The organism is Pseudomonas sp. A214 (assembly GCF_900156295.1).
In the GTDB taxonomy this organism is placed as follows: Bacteria; Pseudomonadota; Gammaproteobacteria; order Pseudomonadales; family Pseudomonadaceae; genus Aquipseudomonas; species Aquipseudomonas rhizophila.
On the sequence record NZ_LT707062.1, the window covers coordinates 5,881,551 to 5,901,624 of the forward strand.

17 protein-coding genes are annotated in these 20,074 nt (G+C 60.5%); 15 read left to right on the top strand and 2 right to left on the bottom strand.

The window, feature by feature from the left end:
- Positions 1–645 precede the first annotated feature (645 nt).
- From BW979_RS26365 to BW979_RS26410, 10 genes are all read left to right on the top strand, one after another.
- On the top strand, positions 646–2,043 hold the full coding sequence (locus tag BW979_RS26365; protein ID WP_047229847.1) for a polynucleotide adenylyltransferase PcnB: 1,398 nt from the start codon (positions 646–648) through the stop codon (positions 2,041–2,043).
- Between the two features lie 3 nt (positions 2,044–2,046).
- Positions 2,047–2,532, top strand: a complete 486-nt coding sequence (gene folK, locus BW979_RS26370) for a 2-amino-4-hydroxy-6-hydroxymethyldihydropteridine diphosphokinase (protein ID WP_076386348.1) — start codon at positions 2,047–2,049, stop codon at positions 2,530–2,532.
- 402 nt (positions 2,533–2,934) lie between these two features.
- Positions 2,935–3,735, top strand: coding sequence for a 3-methyl-2-oxobutanoate hydroxymethyltransferase (gene panB, locus BW979_RS26375; RefSeq protein ID WP_047229849.1), 801 nt, complete (start codon positions 2,935–2,937; stop codon positions 3,733–3,735).
- Positions 3,732–4,592, top strand: a complete 861-nt coding sequence (gene panC, locus BW979_RS26380; RefSeq protein ID WP_047229850.1) for a pantoate--beta-alanine ligase — start codon at positions 3,732–3,734, stop codon at positions 4,590–4,592. The genes panB and panC overlap by 4 nt, the downstream gene beginning before the upstream one ends.
- Positions 4,593–4,832: 240 nt before the next feature.
- On the top strand, positions 4,833–5,213 hold the full coding sequence (gene panD, locus BW979_RS26385) for an aspartate 1-decarboxylase (RefSeq protein ID WP_047229851.1): 381 nt from the start codon (positions 4,833–4,835) through the stop codon (positions 5,211–5,213).
- A gap of 316 nt (positions 5,214–5,529) precedes the next feature.
- Positions 5,530–7,194: a glucose-6-phosphate isomerase gene (gene pgi, locus BW979_RS26390; RefSeq protein ID WP_076386350.1), complete on the top strand. Its 1,665-nt coding sequence runs from the start codon at positions 5,530–5,532 to the stop codon at positions 7,192–7,194.
- 205 nt (positions 7,195–7,399) lie between these two features.
- Entirely contained in the window at positions 7,400–9,337 is a 1,938-nt protein-coding gene (gene acs / locus BW979_RS26395; RefSeq protein ID WP_047229853.1) for an acetate--CoA ligase, read from the top strand.
- Positions 9,338–9,471: 134 nt separating this feature from the next.
- Entirely contained in the window at positions 9,472–10,488 is a 1,017-nt protein-coding gene (locus BW979_RS26400) for a class I SAM-dependent rRNA methyltransferase (RefSeq protein ID WP_047229854.1), read from the top strand.
- A gap of 119 nt (positions 10,489–10,607) precedes the next feature.
- Positions 10,608–13,541: a DUF748 domain-containing protein gene (locus BW979_RS26405; protein ID WP_076386352.1), complete on the top strand. Its 2,934-nt coding sequence runs from the start codon at positions 10,608–10,610 to the stop codon at positions 13,539–13,541.
- Between the two features lies 1 nt (position 13,542).
- On the top strand, positions 13,543–13,839 hold the full coding sequence (locus BW979_RS26410) for a DUF2845 domain-containing protein (RefSeq protein ID WP_047229856.1): 297 nt from the start codon (positions 13,543–13,545) through the stop codon (positions 13,837–13,839).
- Between the two features lie 322 nt (positions 13,840–14,161).
- Here BW979_RS26410 and BW979_RS26415 read toward each other — a convergent pair whose 3' ends face one another.
- Positions 14,162–14,515 carry a BON domain-containing protein gene (locus BW979_RS26415; protein ID WP_047229857.1) on the bottom strand — a complete coding sequence of 118 codons (354 nt, stop codon included), beginning with the start codon at positions 14,513–14,515 and terminating at the stop codon, positions 14,162–14,164.
- A 280-nt stretch (positions 14,516–14,795) separates the two neighbouring features.
- Positions 14,796–15,215: a pilin gene (locus tag BW979_RS26420; RefSeq protein ID WP_047229858.1), complete on the bottom strand. Its 420-nt coding sequence runs from the start codon at positions 15,213–15,215 to the stop codon at positions 14,796–14,798.
- A 225-nt stretch (positions 15,216–15,440) separates the two neighbouring features.
- Between BW979_RS26420 and pilB the strand changes: the two genes are divergently transcribed.
- The 5 genes from pilB to yacG are packed head-to-tail and all read left to right on the top strand — an operon-like array spanning position 15,441 to position 20,064.
- Positions 15,441–17,141, top strand: a complete 1,701-nt coding sequence (gene pilB, locus BW979_RS26425) for a type IV-A pilus assembly ATPase PilB (RefSeq protein WP_047229859.1) — start codon at positions 15,441–15,443, stop codon at positions 17,139–17,141.
- A 2-nt stretch (positions 17,142–17,143) separates the two neighbouring features.
- Positions 17,144–18,361, top strand: a complete 1,218-nt coding sequence (locus BW979_RS26430; protein WP_076386354.1) for a type II secretion system F family protein — start codon at positions 17,144–17,146, stop codon at positions 18,359–18,361.
- A gap of 1 nt (position 18,362) precedes the next feature.
- Positions 18,363–19,232, top strand: coding sequence for a prepilin peptidase (locus BW979_RS26435; protein WP_076386356.1), 870 nt, complete (start codon positions 18,363–18,365; stop codon positions 19,230–19,232).
- Positions 19,233–19,243: 11 nt separating this feature from the next.
- Positions 19,244–19,867, top strand: a complete 624-nt coding sequence (gene coaE / locus BW979_RS26440) for a dephospho-CoA kinase (RefSeq protein ID WP_047229862.1) — start codon at positions 19,244–19,246, stop codon at positions 19,865–19,867.
- Positions 19,864–20,064, top strand: a complete 201-nt coding sequence (yacG, locus tag BW979_RS26445) for a DNA gyrase inhibitor YacG (RefSeq protein ID WP_047229863.1) — start codon at positions 19,864–19,866, stop codon at positions 20,062–20,064. Before coaE ends, yacG begins: the two co-directional genes overlap by 4 nt.
- Positions 20,065–20,074: the final 10 nt, after the last annotated feature.

Here is a 20,074-nt window from a genome sequence, read left to right on the forward strand (position 1 = left end):
TTTACGGTAACGAAACCCCGGCTTTTTTTCGCCCCGAAATAACCAGCAACCCCGCCAGCCCCCCGACTTTGCTGGGGTTCGCAAAAGTTGGCACGCACCCTGCTATAGCTTTGGTACAAGAACAATAACAAACCGTGTAAACGACAATAAAAATAAGACGAATCGACTCACGCACAATAAAAACAAGACGGCGAGAGGCGCAGCTAACTGATTCTTTTGGAGAGGCGTTGTATTTGGGGCTTGCCCCACAACCAGGCCGAGAACAATAAAACTGTCCCAAGACAGGTGCCTGAACTGGTTGGATCGATTGATCACTGCAACACAGCGACCAAAGCAATCCGTTTGCTCTTGACTCCCGAATGGGAGTGTCACGCAGGGAAAACCTCGTGGCGCGGGCACTCAACAAAAACAAGAAGCCCGAAATCAATAATAAAAACAGAGCACGCAACTAATTCTGGGGGAGCTTCGGCTCCCCCTGTGGTTTCCGCCATTCCCCTTCCCTTAAAGCCTACAAGGCTTGTCGCTCAAGCTTGCAGCTCAAAACTGCTCCGTCCTACACCATCCCTCGACTAAATGCTAGAATCCCCGCCCATCATGCGGTCACTCTTCGTTTTTGGCCGAATATTCCTTCAAACAGTGCATCCCATGCTGAAGAAGCTGTTCCAGTCATTCCGTTCTCCCTTGCGTCGTACGCAACACATTCGCAGCACGCCTGAAGTGCTCAACAGTGGCCAGCATTCGTTGCAAAAGGCCCAGTTCAGCCGTTACGCGGTGAACATCGTCGAACGCCTGCAGAACGCCGGCTACCAGGCTTATCTGGTGGGCGGATGTGTGCGTGACATGCTGCTCAACATCACGCCCAAGGATTTCGACGTCGCCACCAGCGCCACGCCGGAACAGATCCGCGCCGAATTTCGCAACGCACGGATCATTGGCCGGCGCTTCAAGCTGGTCCACATCCACTTCGGCCGCGAAATCATCGAAGTGGCGACATTTCGCGCCAACCACCCGCAAAACGATGAAGAAGAAGACAGTAGCCAGTCTTCGCGCAACGAGAGCGGGCGCATCCTGCGCGATAACGTCTACGGCACGCTGGAAGAAGACGCGCAACGCCGCGACTTCACCATCAACGCCCTGTATTACGACCCGGTCAGCGAACGCATCCTCGACTACGCCAATGGCGTACACGACATCCGCAATCGCCTGATCCGCCTGATCGGCGACCCCAAGCAGCGTTACCAGGAAGACCCGGTGCGCATGCTGCGAGCCGTGCGTTTCGCCGCCAAGCTGGATTTCGGCATCGAAAAACACAGCGCCACGCCGATCCGCGAATTGGCGCCGATGCTGCGGGAAATCCCGTCGGCCCGTCTGTTCGAGGAAGTGCTCAAGTTGTTCCTGTCGGGCAACGCGGCGGACACCTTTGAAATGCTGGTGGACCTGCAACTGTTCGACCCGCTGTTCCCGGCCAGCGCCGAAGCGCTGGAGCACAACCCGACCTACACCCACACCCTGATCAGCGAAGCGTTGATCAACACCGATCTGCGCATCAAGCAGAACAAACCGGTGACCCCGGCCTTCCTGTTTGCCGCACTGCTCTGGCCTGCCCTCCCGGCCCGGGTGCTGCGCCTGCAGGAGCGCGGCATGCCGCCGATCCCTGCCATGCAGGAAGCCGCCCACGAGCTGATCAGCGAACAGTGCCAGCGTATCGCGATTCCGAAACGCTTCACGATGCCGATCCGCGAAATCTGGGACATGCAGGAACGCCTGCCACGGCGCAGCGGCAAACGTGCCGACCTGCTGCTGGACAACCCGCGTTTCCGGGCTGGCTACGACTTCCTGCTACTGCGTGAAAGCGCCGGCGAACAAACCGATGGCCTCGGTGAATGGTGGACTGACTACCAGGACGCCAACGACAGCGAGCGCCGCGACATGATCCGCGAACTCAGTGGTAAGGACGACGGTGCCAGCGGCCCGCGCAAGCGTCGTCGCAGCAGCGGCGCCAAGCGTAAACGTGCCGGTGTCCCGAGCGCTTCGGACGAGTAATCGATGGAGCGCATCTACATCGGCATGGGCAGTAACCTCGCCGAGCCCGCCGAACAATTGCGCAGCGCTGTCCAGGCGCTGGCGCAACTGCCCGACACGCAACTGGTGGGCGTGTCAGCGTTCTACCAGAGCGACTCCCTGCTGCCCGGCCAGCCACGCTACACCAATGCGGTCGCGGCGCTGGACAGTCGCCTGGCGCCGCTGGACCTGCTCGATGCGCTGCAAGCCATCGAAACCGGGCAAGGTCGCGAACGCCTGGAGCGCTGGGGTCCGCGCACCCTGGACCTGGACATTCTCCTGTTCGGCGATCGCCTGATCGACGAGCCCCGCCTGAAAGTCCCTCACTACCACATGCATGCCCGGGCCTTCGTACTCTATCCCCTCGCAGAACTGGCACCCGCCGACCTGCGCCTGAGCGATGGACGCCTGCTCAAGGACCTGCTTGCAGTGTGTCCGTTTGTCGGCCTGGAACGCTTGCCCTCCAACTGACGTAGATAGCCTGTGGAAGCGAGCCTGCTCGCGACAGCGGTGATTGAACCAATGCAAATGTCGACTGACACACCGCAACCGCGTGCAGGCTCACTCCCACAAGATTCGGACCCTACAGTCACTTTCGAGACTCTCCCCCACGCTGAAACGCATCAGTAACCCCGGTAACACCCGGCGGTAACACATCCAATTGACTTCCCGGGTACTCCTCACGACTATAGGCGTCCCGTCGCCGCCAACGCGGCGCTAAAGGGCGCAATCCAGGCCTTACAAGCACCACGCATAGAGGGTGCGCCTGTATAAATGACGAATCATGCGCGTTACTCGCAGTAGTTCAAGGAGGTGTTCTCAGTCAGGGAAACCGATTGAGAACATCCCCTGGCGCCTAATGAGGACTTTTTCATGCCAGCTATTACCCTGACCACGCTGCAAGGTCTCAAGCAAAAAGGTGAAAAAATCACCATGCTGACCTGCTATGACGCAACTTTCGCCCACGCCTGCAATGAGGCCGGTGTCGAAGTGCTGCTGGTGGGCGATTCCCTCGGCATGGTGCTGCAAGGTCACGACAGCACGCTGCCGGTGACCACCGCCGAGATGGCCTATCACGTGGCCGCCGTCAAACGCGGTAACACCGATGCACTGATCCTTGCCGACCTGCCATTCATGGCCTACGCCACCCTCGAACAAACCATGACCAACAGCGCCATGCTGATGCAGGCCGGCGCCCACATGGTGAAAGTAGAAGGCGCGTTGTGGCTGGCCGATTCCATTCGCCTGCTGGCCGAACGCGGCATCCCGGTGTGCGCACACCTGGGCTTGACGCCCCAAGCGGTGAACATCCTCGGTGGCTACAAGGTTCAGGGCCGCAATGAAAACCAGGCCCGTCAGATGCGCGCCGATGCGATCGCGCTGGAGCAGGCGGGTGCCGCGATGTTGCTGCTCGAATGCGTGCCCAGCGAACTGGCGGAGGAAATCACCCAGGCGGTGAAGATCCCGGTCATCGGCATCGGCGCCGGCAGCGCCACCGACGGCCAGGTACTGGTGCTGCATGACATGCTCGGCTTGTCGATCACCGGTCGCGTACCCAAGTTCGTGAAGAACTTCATGGCCGGGCAAGCGACCATCCAGGCCGCCCTGGGCGCCTACGTTGCCGAAGTCAAAGCGGCGACCTTCCCTGGCGTCGAGCACGGATTTTCTGCATGAACACCGTCAAAACCGTACGCGAACTGCGGGCCGCCGTGGCCCGCGCCCGCAGCGAAGGCAAACGCATTGCTTTCGTGCCGACCATGGGCAACCTGCACAGCGGCCATATGGCGCTGATCACCAAAGCGGCGCAGCGGGCCGACTTCGTGGTGGCGAGCATTTTCGTCAACCCGCTGCAATTCGGTGCCGGCGAAGACCTGGACAAATACCCGCGCACTTTGGCTGCCGATCAGGAAAAACTGCTCCAGGCCGGCTGCCATCTGCTGTTCGCTCCAACCGTCGAAGAAATGTACCCCGACGGCATGGCCGGACAGACCCGGGTCAGTGTCCCGCAACTGTCCGAAGGCCTGTGCGGCGCCAGCCGTCCGGGGCATTTCGAGGGCGTGGCAACGGTGGTCAGCAAACTGTTCAACATGGTCCAGCCTGACCTTGCGGTGTTCGGCCAGAAGGACTTCCAGCAACTGGCGGTGATCCGCGCGCTGGTCCATGACCTGAACATGCCGATTCAGATCATCGGTGAGCCGACCGTTCGCGCCGAAGATGGCCTGGCGCTGTCGTCACGCAACGGCTTCCTCAGCCCTGAACAACGCGCGGTGGCACCCGTGGTCTATCGCAGCCTGAGCCAGATTGCCGAGGCGATCAGGCTGGGGCGGCGGGATTTCCCGGTGCTGGTGGCCGAGCAGGTCAAGCAACTGGAAACTGCCGGCTTGCGTCCTGATTATCTGGAAGTCCGCCACGCCCGTACCTTGCGTCCGGCCACGGCCGAGGATCGTGATCTGGTGATTCTGGTTGCCGCTTTCCTGGGCACCACCCGGTTGATCGATAACCTGCACCTGGACCTCGACGCACTCGCCTGAACACCCTAGCCCAATGGGGGCCTTGTGGGAGCCAGGCTTGCTCGCGATAGCAGTCTAAAAGTCGACATATGTGTTGAATTTGACGGCGTCATCGCGAGCAAGCTTTGCTCCCACAGCCTTCGCTTCCACAAGGGATAGACGGTGTTTTACAGACTGCATTCTCACATCTCTTGTGTATTGCTGCCTCCAGAGCCTTCGGGCAAACTGCCCGCCGTTCGGACCCGACCAGAGGAAACATTCATGCACGCCATCATGCTCAAGGCCAAGCTGCACCGCGCCGAAGTCACTCACGCCGTGCTCGACTACGAAGGCTCCTGCGCCATTGATGGTGAGTGGCTGGACCTGTCGGGTATCCGCGAATACGAACAGATCCAGATCTACAACGTCGACAACGGTGAACGCTTCACCACCTATGCGATCCGTGGCGAAGAAGGCTCGCGAATGATTTCGGTCAACGGCGCTGCGGCGCACAAGGCCAAGGTGGGTGACCGGGTGATCATCTGCGCCTACGCCCATTACAGCGAAGCCGAACTGGCCAACTTCAAGCCCCGCATGCTGTACATGGCCCCGGGCAACGAACTGAGCCACACCAGCAATGCCATCCCGGTTCAGGTCGCCTGACCGAACCCTGTGCCGCTCCCTCGGTGTGCAAGCTTGGGGAGCACGCTTAGCTCCCACAGCGGGCATTCCCCAGAATAGGGACTTTGTGCCAGGGAACATCGCCGCGCTTCCGTCTGTCGGACCAATCCCGCCCCTGTTGTATAAAAAAGTACCGGGAAACGGTCTGACAAAGCCAAGACAGATCGCAACGCGAGGTTTACTGTAGTCGCCCTGTGCCCATAGATCGTGTCGACACAGTTGTCCGGACGCCCCCAGAGGCCATGCCGGAATTTTTAGTGTACAAAAGGTCGTTCAAGTAAAAAGGAAACCCGCAGCGATGGCGTATTACCGAACCCCTCACGACGTGACCGCTCTGCCTGCCTGGCAAGCGCTGAATGACCACCGCAAAGCCATGCAGGATTTCAGCATGCGCGAAGCGTTCCATGCCGATCCGCAGCGTTTCAATCAATTCACTCTGTCGAGCTGCGGCCTGTTTCTCGACTACTCAAAGAACCTGATCAACGCCCAGACCCGTGACCTGCTGGTGTGCCTGGCCAATGAAGTCGACCTCAAGGGCGCGATCAAGGCGCTGTTCGAAGGCGAAATCGTCAATGCCTCCGAGAGCCGCCCGGCCCTGCATACCGCGCTGCGCCGCCCTGTGGGCGATAAACTGCTGGTGAACGGCACCGACGTCATGCCCGACGTACACAAGGTGTTGAACCAGATCACTGATCTGGTGGGGCGCATCCATGACGGCCTGTGGCGCGGCTACACCGAGAAACCGATTACCGACGTGGTGAACATCGGCATCGGTGGCTCTTTCCTCGGCCCGGAACTGGTCTCCGAAGCGCTGCTGTCTTACGCGCAAAAAGGCGTGCGCTGTCACTACCTGGCGAACATCGACGGCAGCGAGTTCCATGAACTGACCATGAAGTTGCGCGCCGAGACCACGCTGTTCATCGTCTCGTCGAAATCCTTCAACACCCTCGAAACCCTGAAGAACGCCCAGGCTGCCCGTGCCTGGTACCTGGCCCAGGGCGGTTCCGAAGCCGAGCTGTACCGCCACTTCATCGCCGTATCGAGCAATAACGCCGCCGCCGTGGCCTTCGGCATCCGCGAAGAAAACATCTTCCCGATGTGGGATTGGGTCGGCGGGCGCTACTCGCTGTGGTCGGCCATCGGCTTGCCGATCGCCCTGGCCATCGGCATGTCGAACTTCAAGGAATTGCTCTCCGGCGCCTATTCCATGGACCAGCATTTCCAGAGCGCGCCGTTCGAACAGAACATGCCGGTACTGCTGGCGCTGCTGGGCGTGTGGTACGGCAACTTCTGGGGCGCGCAAAGCCACGCGATCCTGCCGTACGACCACTACCTGCGCAACATCACCAAGCACTTGCAGCAACTGGACATGGAATCCAACGGCAAGAGTGTGCGCCAGGACGGCACTCCGGTGTCTACCGACACAGGTCCTGTGATCTGGGGCGGCGTCGGTTGCAATGGTCAGCACGCCTACCACCAGTTGCTGCACCAGGGCACCCAATTGATCCCGGCAGACTTCATCGTGCCGATCGTCAGCTTCAACCCGGTTTCCGATCACCACCAGTGGCTGTACGCCAACTGCCTGTCCCAGAGCCAGGCACTGATGCTGGGCAAGACCCGCGCCGAAGCCGAAGCGGAACTGCGTGACAAAGGTGCGAGCGAAGAAGACGTGCAGAAACTGGCCTCCCACAAGGTGATCCCGGGCAACCGTCCGAGCAACACCTTGGTGGTCGAACGCATCAGCCCACGTCGCCTTGGCGCATTGGTAGCGCTGTATGAACATAAAGTGTTCGTGCAAAGCGTGGTCTGGGGCATCAACGCTTTCGACCAATGGGGCGTGGAGCTGGGCAAGGAATTGGGCAAGGGCGTCTACAACCGTCTGGTGGGCAGCGAAGAAAGCGCGGCCGAAGACCCTTCGACCCAGGGTTTGATCAACTACTTCCGCGGGCGTCATCGCGGCTGATCCTCAAGTAGTTATCAAGGCCCGCGTTACCTTTGTGGGAGCGAGCCTGCTCGCGATGGCGGTGGATCAGTTGACACAGATGTTGACTGACACAGCGCCATCGCGAGCAGGCTCGCTCCCACAGTTGATTTGTACATGACTTGAACCCTCCGGCTACTCGGCGCATCTTTATGACTTGTCGCAAAAACAAGAATAAGGAACCGTCATGTTCGATATCAGCCAGTACCCCCAAGCCGATGCCGTCCGCCGGGCTGCGCAACTGAGTCAGGACGAGTACACGCGGCTCTACAAAGAATCCATCGAACATCCCAGCGCTTTCTGGGGCGAGCAGGCCACGCGCTTTCTCGACTGGATGACGCCTTGGCAAACCGTCCAGCGCTATGACCTCAAGATCGGCGACGCCACCTGGTTCGCCGGGGGCAAGCTGAACGTCAGCGCCAACTGCATCGACCGCCACCTGGAGACACGTGGCGACCAGACGGCGATCATCTGGGAAGGCGACAACCCCGCCGAATCGGCAGAAATCACCTACAAAAAACTTCATCACCATGTTTGCCGCCTGGCCAACGTGCTGAAAAGCCGCGGCGTGAAGAAAGGCGATCGGGTCTGCATCTACATGCCGATGATCCCTGAAGCGGCCTACGCCATGCTTGCCTGCACACGGATTGGCGCGGTGCATTCGGTGGTGTTCGGCGGTTTTTCACCGGACTCGCTGCGCGACCGGATTCTCGACGCCGATTGCCGCACCGTGATCACAGCCGACGAAGGCGTGCGCGGCGGACGATTCATACCGCTCAAACGCAACGTCGATAAGGCCCTGGAAAGTTGCCCGAACGTCAGCACCGTGCTGGTGGTCGAGCGCACCCAGGGCGAAGTGGCCTGGGTCGAAGGCCGCGACCTGTGGTACCACCAGGCCATGCACGACATGAGCGACGATTGCCCGCCGGAACCGATGGACGCCGAGGACCCGCTGTTCATCCTCTACACCTCCGGCAGCACCGGCAAGCCCAAGGGCGTACTGCACACCACAGGTGGTTATCTGCTGCAAGCGGCGATGACGTTCAAGTACGTGCTCGATTACCGCGACAACGAAGTGTTCTGGTGCACCGCCGACGTCGGTTGGGTCACCGGTCACAGTTACATCGTCTACGGCCCGCTGGCCAACGGCGCCACCACGCTGATCTTCGAAGGCGTACCGAGCTACCCCAGCAGTTCGCGCTTCTGGCAGGTGATCGACAAACATCAAGTCAATATTTTCTACACCGCGCCGACGGCCCTGCGAGCGCTGATGCGCGAAGGTGCCGGACCGTTGCAGGAAACGTCGCGCAAAAGCCTGCGATTGCTCGGCAGCGTCGGTGAGCCGATCAACCCGGAAGCGTGGGAATGGTACTTCAACGTGGTCGGCGAACAGCGCTGCCCGATTGTCGACACCTGGTGGCAGACCGAGACCGGCGGCATCATGCTCAGCCCGCTGGTGAGTGCGCCGCGGCTCAAGCCGGGCTGCGCCACCCGACCGATGTTTGGCGTGCAACCGGTGTTGCTGGATGAAACCGGCAAGGAAATCCATGGCGCCGGCAGCGGTGTGCTGGCGATCAAGGCGAGCTGGCCGGGGCAGATTCGCAGCGTTTATGGCGACCACTCCCGCATGGTCGACACCTATTTCAAGCCCTACCCCGGCTATTACTTCACCGGCGACGGCGCCCGTCGAGACGAAGATGGCGATTACTGGATCACCGGGCGCATCGACGATGTGATCAACGTCTCCGGTCACCGCATCGGCACTGCCGAAATAGAAAGTGCCTTGGTGCTGCACGACAACATCGCCGAAGCGGCAGTGGTCGGTTACCCCCACGACCTCAAAGGCCAGGGCATCTACGCTTTCGTCACGCCGATGGACGGAATCGAGGCCAACGACGCGTTGAAAAAGGAATTGCTGGACCACGTCAGCAAGGAGATCGGCAGCTTCGCCAAACCGGAACTGATCCAGTGGGCGCCGGCACTGCCCAAGACCCGCTCGGGCAAGATCATGCGGCGCATCCTGCGCAAGATTGCCTGCAACGAGCTCGACAGCCTCGGTGATACCTCGACCCTGGCCGATCCAAGCGTGGTGGAGGGGCTGATCGACAAGCGCCTTAATCGCTGAGCGAATGACTCGGTTCCCCTGAGGCATCGAGTCCTTGCGTCGCTGGACTGTGGGAGCACAGCTTGCTCCCACAAATCCCCTCGCCACAGAAACTGCTAAACTCCCGCGCCTCATTTCCTTAAGGCGCGCCCGGCATGTCTTCCTTGAATCAGGCGCTGCGCGCCGCCCTCGATCAGCGCCAGGACCTGCTCGGCCAATTGCACCAGCAAGGCACCGATTGCTATCGCTTGTTCCATGGCAGCCAGGAAGGCGCCCCTGGCCTGACGGTCGACCGCTACGGCCCGCAATTGCTGGTGCAAAGTTTCCATCAGTCACTGGAACGCGATGCCTTGCTGCAATTGCACGGTATCGTCAACGAGTGCCTGGGCCTGGACACCCTGCTGGTCTACAACGATCGCGCCCGGGGCAATTCGCGCGTCGACCGCCAGGACACCGTTTACCAGGCTGACGAAGCCGCCCTGCAAGACCTTGTCGGCCGTGAATGGGGCCTGAACTACCGCGTGCGCGGGCGCCATGCCGGGCAGGATCCATTGCTGTTTCTCGACCTGCGCAACGCCCGGGGCTGGGTCAAGGAACACAGCCGTCACAAAAGCGTGCTGAACCTGTTCGCCTACACCTGCGGCGTCGGCCTGAGCGCCGCGGCCGGTGGCGCGCGCGAGGTGTGCAACCTGGACTTTGCCGAAGGCAACCTGGCGGTGGGGCGCGAGAACGGTTTGCTCAACCCTGATCTGCCGCCCATGGATTTCGTGCAATCGGATTACTTCCCGGCCATCCGCCAACTGGCCGGCCTGCCCATCAGTCAGCGACGCGGGCAGAAGCTGCCAGGTTATGTGCGCCTGGAGCAACGCCAGTACGACCTGGTGTTGCTCGACCCGCCCGCCTGGGCCAAGAGCGCGTTCGGCACTGTCGACCTCTTGCGCGATTACCAGAGCCTGCTCAAGCCGGCGCTGCTCACCACCGCTGAAAATGGCGTGCTGATCTGTTGCAACAACCTGGCAAAAGTCTCCATGGACGACTGGCGCGAGCAGGTGCTGCGCTGCGCGGAAAAGGCCGGCCGCCCGGTGCGCGAATGGAAAATACTGACACCCGGCAGCGATTTCCCCTCGCGGGACCAGCAGCCGCCACTCAAGACGTTGATCCTTCAGCTCTGAACCAGCGGTTCAACTCCTACGCCGAAAACGGACAAATCTGATAAATCACAGTGGCTTCGGAACCGTAAACGCATGCCATACTCCAAGGCACTCCGAATTCACACCAGATGAAGCCGCACATGCCCAAAGGATTGATTCGCGCTTTCGGCGCCCTGTTGACCGTACTGGCCCTCTACAGCCTGCTGGGTTTTCTGATATTACCCGGTGTCGCCTTGCGGATCGCCAATCAACAACTGGCCGACCATGCAACGGTGCCAGCCCAGATTCAGCGTATCGAGCTCAATCCCTTCAGCCTCGAAGTCACGCTTTGGGGCCTGAATGTCGGCGAACCGGGCAAGGAGCAGGTCGCCTTCGAACGGCTGTACACCAACCTGCAGCTCGACAGCCTCTGGTCCGGCGCCCTGCACCTGACCGATATCGAGCTGGACAAGCCCAAGACCGAGATCATGTTCGCCAAGGACGGTCAGTTGAACCTGTTGGGCCTGTTCAAGCTGCCGGCCAGCGAACCCACCCCGGCCGACCCCGACGCCAAGCCGTTTCCCCTGCGAATCGACCGGATCAAACTGGCCGGCGGTTACCTGCATTTTCAGGACCTGCGTCCCAGCGAGCCCATCGAGTTTCTGTACGACACCCTTGATTTCGAGCTCAAGAACCTCAGCACACTGCCCGATGACAACGCCGACATGACCCTGGTGGCCGTCAGCCCTCAAGGCGGCCGGGTCGACTGGACCGGCAACTTCAGCCTCACGCCGATCGCCTCCGAGGGCAAGATCAAAGTCACCGACGGCCAGATGAAAGTCTGGTGGCCCTACGTACGCGACGCGGTACCGCTGGTGCTGGAAAACGGCGTGCTGAACCTGAGTACCGACTACAAGCTCAACCTGGCCAAGGGCACCGAACTGCTGCTCAACAACGTGGCCGTCAGCGTGGCCCCCTTCTCCATCAAGGCGCCGGATGGCCGTCCATTGGCGAAGCTCGAACGCCTGGATGTGAGTGATACAACCGTCGACCTGGCCAAGCAACAAGTCATCGTCGGCAAGATCCGCAGCCAGAAGCTGGAAACCTGGGCCGCGCGCGAGGCGGATGGGCAACTGGACTGGCAAAAACTCTTCGCCAGTCAGCCGGCCAAACCGCAGGTCAAGGTCGAACCGGCGTCGGCCCCGGCAGCCGCCGATTCGCCCGAGCCTGCCCCCCAGGCACCGAGCAAGCCCTGGCAGGTGCTGTTGAAGGACGTGCAACTGCGCAATTACCAGGTGCACCTGGCCGACCGTCAGGCGCAGCCGGCGGTGGCCCTGGAGGTCGGCCCGCTGAACCTCGACCTGCAGAACTACGACACCCTCAACGGCTCACCCTTTACCCTCAAGCTGGATACCGGGATAGGCAAACAGGGCAAGATCCTGGCTGACGGCGAGGTCAACCTGAACCCGATCACCGCCCGGCTCAAGGTCAAGACCCAGGACATCGACCTGCGGGTCGCCCAGGCCTACATCAACCCGTTCATTCGCCTGGAACTGCGCTCCGGGATGCTCGGCAGCGACCTGGCGGTGGACCTCAAGAGCACCGAGCCGCTGGCATTCGCCGTCACCGGTCGCGCCCAGGTCGATCAACTGCACACCCTCGATACCCTCAGGACCCGGGACTTCATCAAGTGGAAACAGTTGGTGCTCGAAGGGCTCAACTATCAGCACGGCGACAGCCTGTCGATCGACAAGGTCAACCTGTACCAGCCTTACGCGCGATTCATGATCAACCCAGACCGCACCACCAACGTCGATGACCTGCTGATCCCGCAACCGGCCGACAGTGGTACGAACAACAGCCCGGCAAAACCGGCATCCCAGGAGAAACCGCTGGGCATCCACGTCGGCGGCATTGCCATCAACGATGGCTCGGCCAACTTCGCCGACTTCAGCCTGACGCCGAACTTCGCCACGGCCATCCAGCAGCTCAACGGCCAGATCGGCACCATCGACAGCCGCCAGGCCAAGCCGGCCACCGTGGACATCAACGGCAAGGTCGACCGCTACGCGCCTGTCACCATCAAAGGGGCGCTCAACCCCTTCGACCCGATGGCCAGCCTCGACATCGCCACCAGTTTCAAACGGGTCGAGCTGACGACCCTGACGCCCTATTCCGGCAAATTCGCCGGCTATCGCATCCGCAAGGGCCGACTCAACCTCGACCTGCATTACCGGATCACCAAAGGCAAGTTACAGGCCGACAACAAAGTGGTGGTCGAGCAGCTGCAGCTGGGGGAAAAGGTCGACAGCCCGGACGCCGTGAGCCTGCCGCTCAAGCTGGCCGTCGCGCTGCTGAAGGACTCCGAAGGCAGGATTTCCATCGAGCTGCCGGTTTCCGGCGACCTCAATGACCCGCAATTCAGCGTGATGCCGATTGTCTGGCAAACCCTGCGCAACCTGGTGGTACGGGCGGCCCAGGCGCCATTCAAACTCATCGGTGGGCTGGTGGCCGGGGGTGCCTCGCAAGACTTGGGCAGCGTGTCATTCGCCCCGGGCTCAAGCGAACTGAACCCGGACAACGAAGGAACGCTGCTCAAGTTGTCCGAAGCCCTCGGTAAACGTCCGGAGTTGCGCCTGGAGATCGAAGGCACCGCCGCCCAAAGCAGCGACGGTCCGCTGCTCGCCGCCCAGCGTCTGGAACGCGAATACCAGTACAACTACTACAAGATGCTGCAGCGCAGAGGCGACAAAGTCCCTGCCAAGGCCTCGCTGCTGGAGGTGCCCGAGGATGAAAAGGCACCGCTGCTCGAAGGCATCTATCGCACCCGCCTCAAGACCCAGCCACCGGTCGAATGGACGCAACTGGATAAAAAGGCGCGCACGGAAAAACTGCGCGAAGGCGTGATCTCGTTCTGGAGTGGCAACGAAGTGCTGTTGCGCCAGCTGGGACAGGAGCGCGCCAGCAGCATCAAGGATTTCCTGGTGGACAAAGGGCAATTGGCTGATGACCGTGTGTATTTCATCGACGCCAGCCTCGGTCAGGCCGAAAGCGACGGGCGCGTGATCACCCCCATGCATCTGGATGCCGAATAAGATGAAACGTCTGTACGGGCTTAGCCTGATCTTGCTGCTCGCCAGCGGCCAGACGTCGGCAGCCGATACATTGCGCTGTGGCAGCCAGTTGATCAGCGTCGGTGACCGCTCCAGCGAAGTCCTGCAAAAATGCGGGCAACCCGCGGCGCGGGATGACCTGGGCTACAAACGCAGCGTCAATCGCCGGGAAGAATACCCGGTGGAAGAATGGACCTACGGCCCCAACAGTGGCATGTACCAGTACCTGCGTTTCGAGGGGAATCGGTTGGTGCAGATCACCAGCAAGCGGGGGCGCTGAGCGGTTCTGTCATTCAGTTGAGATGGCGTGGGATGTGCCGCCGCCAATCGCGAGCAGGCTCGCTCCCACATTCGAACGCATCTTGCCGAAGAAGCTCGTCCACTGTGGGAGCGAGCCTGCTCGCGAAATCGGCCAGTCGATTTCCCAGATGGGTCCCTGAATACTTTTCCATTGCGCAATAGAACAGGCCCCCGGCACGAATGCTGGGGGCCTGTAATGGCCACTTCCGTGTGGCCTTCGCATGAACTCCAAAGCAACGGCAAACGTATGTCTCAGCCCGCTTGCCGTGCCTTCTCCCAGTCCAGGCGAGAAGCCTTGAGTCTTACTCGGATTTCAGGCCGTCAGCCGAAACGTCTCGGACGCCTTTGATTTTCTTGGTAATCGCCACGGCGGTGTCTTTTTGCGCGTCGGTCAGGACAGTAGTCGACGACAGCGACACTACGCCTTTATTGGTTTCTACCTTGATATCGGAACCTGGGATGCCTTTTTCAGTGACCAGATCGGCTTTGACCTTGGTGGTGATCCAGGTATCAGAAACGTCTTCTTTGGCTTCTGTCACTTCACCAGCAGCCAGCATCATCGGAGCCTGAGTTGCTTGAGTGGTCTCGGCGAAAGCGCTAGCCATGGTCAGAGTCAGGGCGGTGGCAGCTGCGGCAGTGATAGCGAACTTCTTCATACGAGTAACTCCTGTTTTTCTCAAAAACTGCCGGAGGTGTTTCCCGGCAGGGTTATCAGGAGTAGTGCGAAGGCTGTGCCAGTTTTCACGAATTAATTAATTCTTTTAAAATCAACCAGTTAAGCGAAACGGAAATTTTCACAATCATGCAAAATGCATGGCCTGCTGATTTGGGACATGCAAGTTGCGGCTTTTTCGGCGCTCCCTAAGTTTATGAATTGTTGAGGTTTTCCTGGGCAAGGGGAAAAGCCCCTCGCCACCGGCTCAACCAGACCCAAAATCAGGGTGCAGCGGCCCCCGTGCAACCGGCGGGCAAGAATTCCTGGACGGCCGTCGAAGCGCAGGTCCAGACACCGGCTGCTGAACGGGAAAGGGTGATTGCCTTGCCGAGAACGGGAGCTGGCGCATTCAGCAGGGTGCATGCAATGGTTCCGGTTCCGTCCGCTGCAGTACCTGAAGCGGTCAGGGTGCAATTGCTGGTGGGCGATGTTCCGCCGATGTTGGCTAACGTCGGGTTGGTTCCCTGGTTCATGACGTCCTCGAACGGCACCTTCAACGCGGAGACTTCCGCCAGCCCCGCCGTAGCTTTCGCCCGCGCTTGATACTTGGAATACTGCGGCAACGCAAACGTCGCCAGGATGCCGATGATCGCTACAACGATCAGCAACTCGATCAAGGTAAAACCGTTTTGCTTATTCATAGATAATCTCCAAAGCATGAGGTGGAGTCTCATGACCTGAGGAGGCCATTGCATGGCATGTGCCAACCCTGTCGCGCCCGCTGGCAAGGGACTTCGACCCGCAGCGCCCCTATGTCCTACCCCAACAAGCGCACTATCTGACGTTTTTTGTCACTGCGCCCCCGCTGGTTTGGTCTGGATGCTTGACTAGGCTATAAGTCATGAACTGTCCGCGTCGGGATTCCCATGAATGACATCGCCTTAAGCGGTCTGGCCAAGCAATTGGTGCTGGCCGAACTGATCACCGAGCAAAGTGCGCAGCAGGCGTACCAACAAGCCCAAAGCAGTCGCATGCCCCTGGTCAGTTACCTGGTGCAGAACAAACTGGTCCAGAGTCGCCAGGTGGCGGAAATTGCCTCGGAGCATTTCGGCGTGGCCCTGCTGGACCTCAACAGCCTGGACAAGGAAACCCAACCCACCGGCCTTGTCAGCGAAAAACTGGTGCGCCAGCACCACGCCCTGCCGCTGTGGCGGCGTGGCAACAAGCTGTTCGTGGGCATCTCCGACCCCACCAATCACCAGGCCATCAATGACATTCAGTTCAGCACCGGCTTGACCACCGAAGCCATTCTGGTGGAGGACGACAAGCTCAGCGACGCCATCGAAAAGTTTTTCGAATCCACCAGCACCGGCCTGGAAGGCATGGGCGATGTCGACCTCGACGGCCTGGACATCGAGTCGATCGATGATCACAAGCAAGACTCCATCGCCGGCCAGGACACCGACGATGCGCCGGTGGTGCGGTTCGTCAACAAGATGCTGCTGGACGCGATCAAGGGCGGCTCCTCCGACCTGCACTTTGAACCCTATGAAAAAATCTACCGGGTGCGGGTGCGTACCGACGGCATGCTGCGAGAGGTGGCCCGCCCGCCGATCCAGTTGGCCACCCGCATCGCCGCGCGCCTGAAGGTCATGGCCAGCCTTGATATTTCCGAGCGGCGCAAACCCCAGGACGGGCGCCTGAAAATGCGCCTGTCGAAAAACAAGTCCATCGACTTCCGGGTCAACACCCTGCCGACGCTCTGGGGTGAAAAAGTGGTGATCCGGATCCTCGACCCCTCCAGCGCGCAGATGGGTATCGATGCCCTGGGCTACGAGCCGGACCAGAAAGAGCTGTACATGGCGGCGCTCAAACAACCACAAGGGTTGATTCTGGTGACCGGGCCCACCGGCTCTGGCAAAACCGTGTCGCTCTATACCGGGCTCAATATCCTCAACACTGTGGACATCAATATTTCCACCGCTGAGGATCCGGTGGAAATCAACATGGAAGGCATCAACCAGGTCAACGTGAATCCGCGCCAGGGTCTGGATTTCGCCCAGGCCCTGCGCTCGTTCCTGCGCCAGGACCCGGACGTGATCATGGTGGGCGAGATCCGCGACCTGGAAACCGCCGAAATCGCCATCAAGGCCGCCCAGACCGGACACATGGTGCTCTCCACCCTGCACACCAACAGCGCCGCCGAAACCCTGATCCGCCTGCACAACATGGGCATTCCCGGCTTCAACATCGCCACGGCGGTCCACCTGATCATCGCCCAGCGACTGGCGCGCAAGCTGTGCCCGCATTGCAAAAGGGCCATCGAGATTCCCGAAGAAACCCTGCTCAAGGAAGGCTTCCCCCGGGAACGCATCGGCTCGTTCACGATCTATGAGCCGGTCGGTTGCGAACAGTGCAACAACGGCTACAAGGGGCGCGTGGGGGTTTACGAAGTGGTCAGGAATACGCCCGAGCTGCAACGGCTGATCATGGCCGAGGGCAACTCGTTGGAAATCGACCTGCAAATGCGCAAGGACGGTTTTAATGACCTGCGCGCCTCGGGACTGCTCAAAGTGATGCAAGGCATCACCAGCCTCGAAGAAATCAACCGGGTCACCAAGGATTGAGCATGGCGGTCAAGGCAATAAAAACCGACGTTTACACGTGGGAAGGCAAAGACCGCAAAGGCACGAAAATGACCGGCGAGCTGACTGGGCAGAGCCCGGCCCTGGTCAAGGCCCAGTTGCGTAAACAAGGCATCAACCCAGGCAAGGTTCGCAAGAAGTCCACCTCGATATTCAGCAAGGGCAAGCGTATCAAGCCATTGGATATCGCCTTGTTCACTCGTCAGATGGCGACCATGCTCAAGGCCGGCGTGCCCTTGTTGCAGGCGTTCGACATCATTGGCGAAGGCTTCGACAACGCCAACATGCGCAAGCTGGTGGACGAGGTGAAACAGGAAGTCGCCGCCGGCAACAGCTTCGCCGCGTCGTTGCGCAAGAGCCCGCAATACTTCGACGAACTGTACTGCAACCTGGTGGACGCCGGTGAACAGGCCGGCGCCCTGGATACGCTGCTGGAGCGCGTCGCGACCTACAAGGAAAAAAGCGAAGCCCTCAAGGCCAAGATCAAGAAGGCCATGACCTACCCGGCCGCTGTGGTGCTCGTCGCCGCCGTGGTCACGGGTATTCTGCTGGTCAAGGTGGTGCCGCAGTTCGAATCGGTATTCTCCGGGTTCGGCGCCCAACTGCCGGCCTTCACGGTGATGGTCATCGGCCTGTCGGAGTTCATGCAGCAGTGGTGGTGGATGCTGCTGGGCGGCGCGGTGGCGGCGTTCTTCGGTGTCAAACATGCACTCAAGCGCTCCCAGGGCTTGCGTGACTGGCGCGATAAATGGCTGCTCAAACTGCCGCTGATCGGCACCCTGATGTACAAATCCGCCGTGGCCCGCTACGCCCGGACCCTGTCCACGACATTCGCGGCCGGCGTGCCGCTGGTGGAAGCCCTGGACTCGGTATCAGGCGCCACCGGTAACGTGGTGTTCAAACGCGCGGTACAACGCATCCGGCAGGATGTCTCGACCGGCATGCAATTGAATTTTTCCATGCGTGCTTCAGGCATATTCCCGAACATGGCGATCCAGATGACCGCCATCGGCGAGGAGTCCGGCGCGCTGGACGACATGCTCGACAAAGTGGCGAGCTTTTATGAAGCCGAGGTGGACAATCTGGTGGACAATCTCACCAGCCTGATGGAACCGTTCATCATGGTGGTCCTGGGGGTGGTCGTCGGCGGCCTGGTGGTTGCCATGTACCTGCCCATCTTTCAACTCGGCTCTGCGATCTGACATGCCCCTGACCGAATTTTTCGCGCTGTATCCCCTGGCCTTTGTGCTCGCCGCTTTACTGCTCGGACTGATCATCGGCAGTTTCCTCAACGTCCTGGTGTGGCGCCTGCCCAAGATGCTCTCGCGCGAATGGCGGCTGCAAGCCCATGACTTGCTGGGCCTGCCCGCCGAAGCCCCTGGCCCGGTCTACAACCTGATGCTGCCGCATTCCCAGTGCCCGCACTGCGGCCACCGCATCCGGGCCTGGGAAAACATTCCGCTATTGAGTTACCTGGCATTGCGCGGTCGTTGCTCCAGTTGTGCCGCGCCCATCGGCCGGCGCTATCCCCTGACCGAACTGGCCTGCGGCATCCTGTCGGCGTTCGTCGCCTGGTATTTCGGCTTTGGCTGGCAGGCCGCAATGGTGATGGTGCTGACCTGGGGCCTACTGGGCATGAGCCTGATCGATGCCGAGCACCAATTGTTGCCCGACACCCTGGTGCTGCCATTGTTGTGGCTGGGCTTGATCGTCAACAGCTTCGGCTTGTTCGTCCCCTTGAATCAGGCGATGTGGGGCGCCGTGGCCGGCTATCTGGCGCTGTGGTCGGTGTTCTGGGTGTTCAAATTGATCACTGGCAAGGAAGGCATGGGCTACGGGGATTTCAAGCTGCTGGCGATGCTGGGCGCCTGGGGCGGCTGGCAGATCCTGCCACTGACGTTGCTGTTGTCATCGCTGGTGGGCGCCATTATCGGGGTCATTGTGTTGCGCCTGCGTGATGCACCGACATCGACGCAAATCCCCTTCGGGCCCTATCTGGCCATTGCCGGCTGGATTGCCTTGCTCTGGGGTGGTCAAATAACCGACTTCTATTGGCAGTCTGTCGGTTCCTAATGTCGATTTTAATGAATAGCCCCGCAGAAAAACCCTGGATTCTCGGCCTGACTGGCGGTATCGGCAGCGGCAAAAGCGCGGCGGCCCAGCACTTTATCGACCTGGGCGTACACGTCGTCGACGCCGATCACGCGGCGCGCTGGGTGGTCGAACCCGGACGCCCGGCGCTGGCCAAGATCGCCGAACATTTTGGCCCCGGCGTATTGCAGGCCGACGGCACACTGGACCGAGCGGCCCTGCGCCAACTGATTTTCGAAGATGCCGAGCAACGCCGCTGGCTCGAGGCGCTGCTGCATCCGTTGATCGCCGAGGAAATCGCTCATCATCTGGCCCAGGCACAATCACCCTATGCGATTCTGGTGTCGCCGCTGTTGATCGAGTCCGGCCAGTACGCCATGACCCAGCGGATCCTGGTGATCGATGTGCCGGAACAACTACAGATCGAACGCACCTTGCAGCGCGACAAGACCAGCGAGCAACAGGTCCAGGCGATCCTCAAGGCCCAGTCCAGCCGTCAGGATCGCTTGAGCCATGCCGACGACGTGGTGGTCAATGACCGCGACCTCGCCTGGCTGCACAGCGAGGTCGAGCGCCTGCATCACTTTTACCTTACTTTGCGTGGAGGCCAGTCATGAGCCAAACCCCAACCGTTGATTGCCCAACCTGTGGCGCCCCTGTGGAATGGAGCCCGGAAAACACCTTCCGGCCCTTCTGCTCCGACCGCTGCAAACTGATCGACCTGGGCGCCTGGGCGTCGGAAGAACACAAGATCCCGGTCAGCCCCGATGCCGAGGACGACCTGTTCAGCGAAGAGTTCGAGCCTCGCCACTAGGGAGCCATGA

Excerpts from the sequence above, each read along its gene's own strand:
- BW979_RS26365 (WP_047229847.1), top strand. The coding sequence starts at position 646 with ATGCTGAAGAAGCTGTTCCAGTCATTCCGTTCTCCCTTGCGTCGTACG.
- coaE (WP_047229862.1), top strand. The coding sequence starts at position 19,244 with ATGAATAGCCCCGCAGAAAAACCCTGGATTCTCGGCCTGACTGGCGGT.
- pgi (WP_076386350.1), top strand. The coding sequence starts at position 5,530 with ATGGCGTATTACCGAACCCCTCACGACGTGACCGCTCTGCCTGCCTGG.
- BW979_RS26415 (WP_047229857.1), bottom strand. The coding sequence starts at position 14,515 with ATGAAGAAGTTCGCTATCACTGCCGCAGCTGCCACCGCCCTGACTCTG.
- BW979_RS26430 (WP_076386354.1), top strand. The coding sequence starts at position 17,144 with ATGGCGGTCAAGGCAATAAAAACCGACGTTTACACGTGGGAAGGCAAA.
- acs (WP_047229853.1), top strand. The coding sequence starts at position 7,400 with ATGTTCGATATCAGCCAGTACCCCCAAGCCGATGCCGTCCGCCGGGCT.
- yacG (WP_047229863.1), top strand. The coding sequence starts at position 19,864 with ATGAGCCAAACCCCAACCGTTGATTGCCCAACCTGTGGCGCCCCTGTG.
- panD (WP_047229851.1), top strand. The coding sequence starts at position 4,833 with ATGCACGCCATCATGCTCAAGGCCAAGCTGCACCGCGCCGAAGTCACT.
- BW979_RS26420 (WP_047229858.1), bottom strand. The coding sequence starts at position 15,215 with ATGAATAAGCAAAACGGTTTTACCTTGATCGAGTTGCTGATCGTTGTA.
- BW979_RS26405 (WP_076386352.1), top strand. The coding sequence starts at position 10,608 with ATGCCCAAAGGATTGATTCGCGCTTTCGGCGCCCTGTTGACCGTACTG.
- BW979_RS26435 (WP_076386356.1), top strand. The coding sequence starts at position 18,363 with ATGCCCCTGACCGAATTTTTCGCGCTGTATCCCCTGGCCTTTGTGCTC.
- BW979_RS26400 (WP_047229854.1), top strand. The coding sequence starts at position 9,472 with ATGTCTTCCTTGAATCAGGCGCTGCGCGCCGCCCTCGATCAGCGCCAG.
- BW979_RS26410 (WP_047229856.1), top strand. The coding sequence starts at position 13,543 with ATGAAACGTCTGTACGGGCTTAGCCTGATCTTGCTGCTCGCCAGCGGC.
- panC (WP_047229850.1), top strand. The coding sequence starts at position 3,732 with ATGAACACCGTCAAAACCGTACGCGAACTGCGGGCCGCCGTGGCCCGC.
- folK (WP_076386348.1), top strand. The coding sequence starts at position 2,047 with ATGGAGCGCATCTACATCGGCATGGGCAGTAACCTCGCCGAGCCCGCC.
- pilB (WP_047229859.1), top strand. The coding sequence starts at position 15,441 with ATGAATGACATCGCCTTAAGCGGTCTGGCCAAGCAATTGGTGCTGGCC.
- panB (WP_047229849.1), top strand. The coding sequence starts at position 2,935 with ATGCCAGCTATTACCCTGACCACGCTGCAAGGTCTCAAGCAAAAAGGT.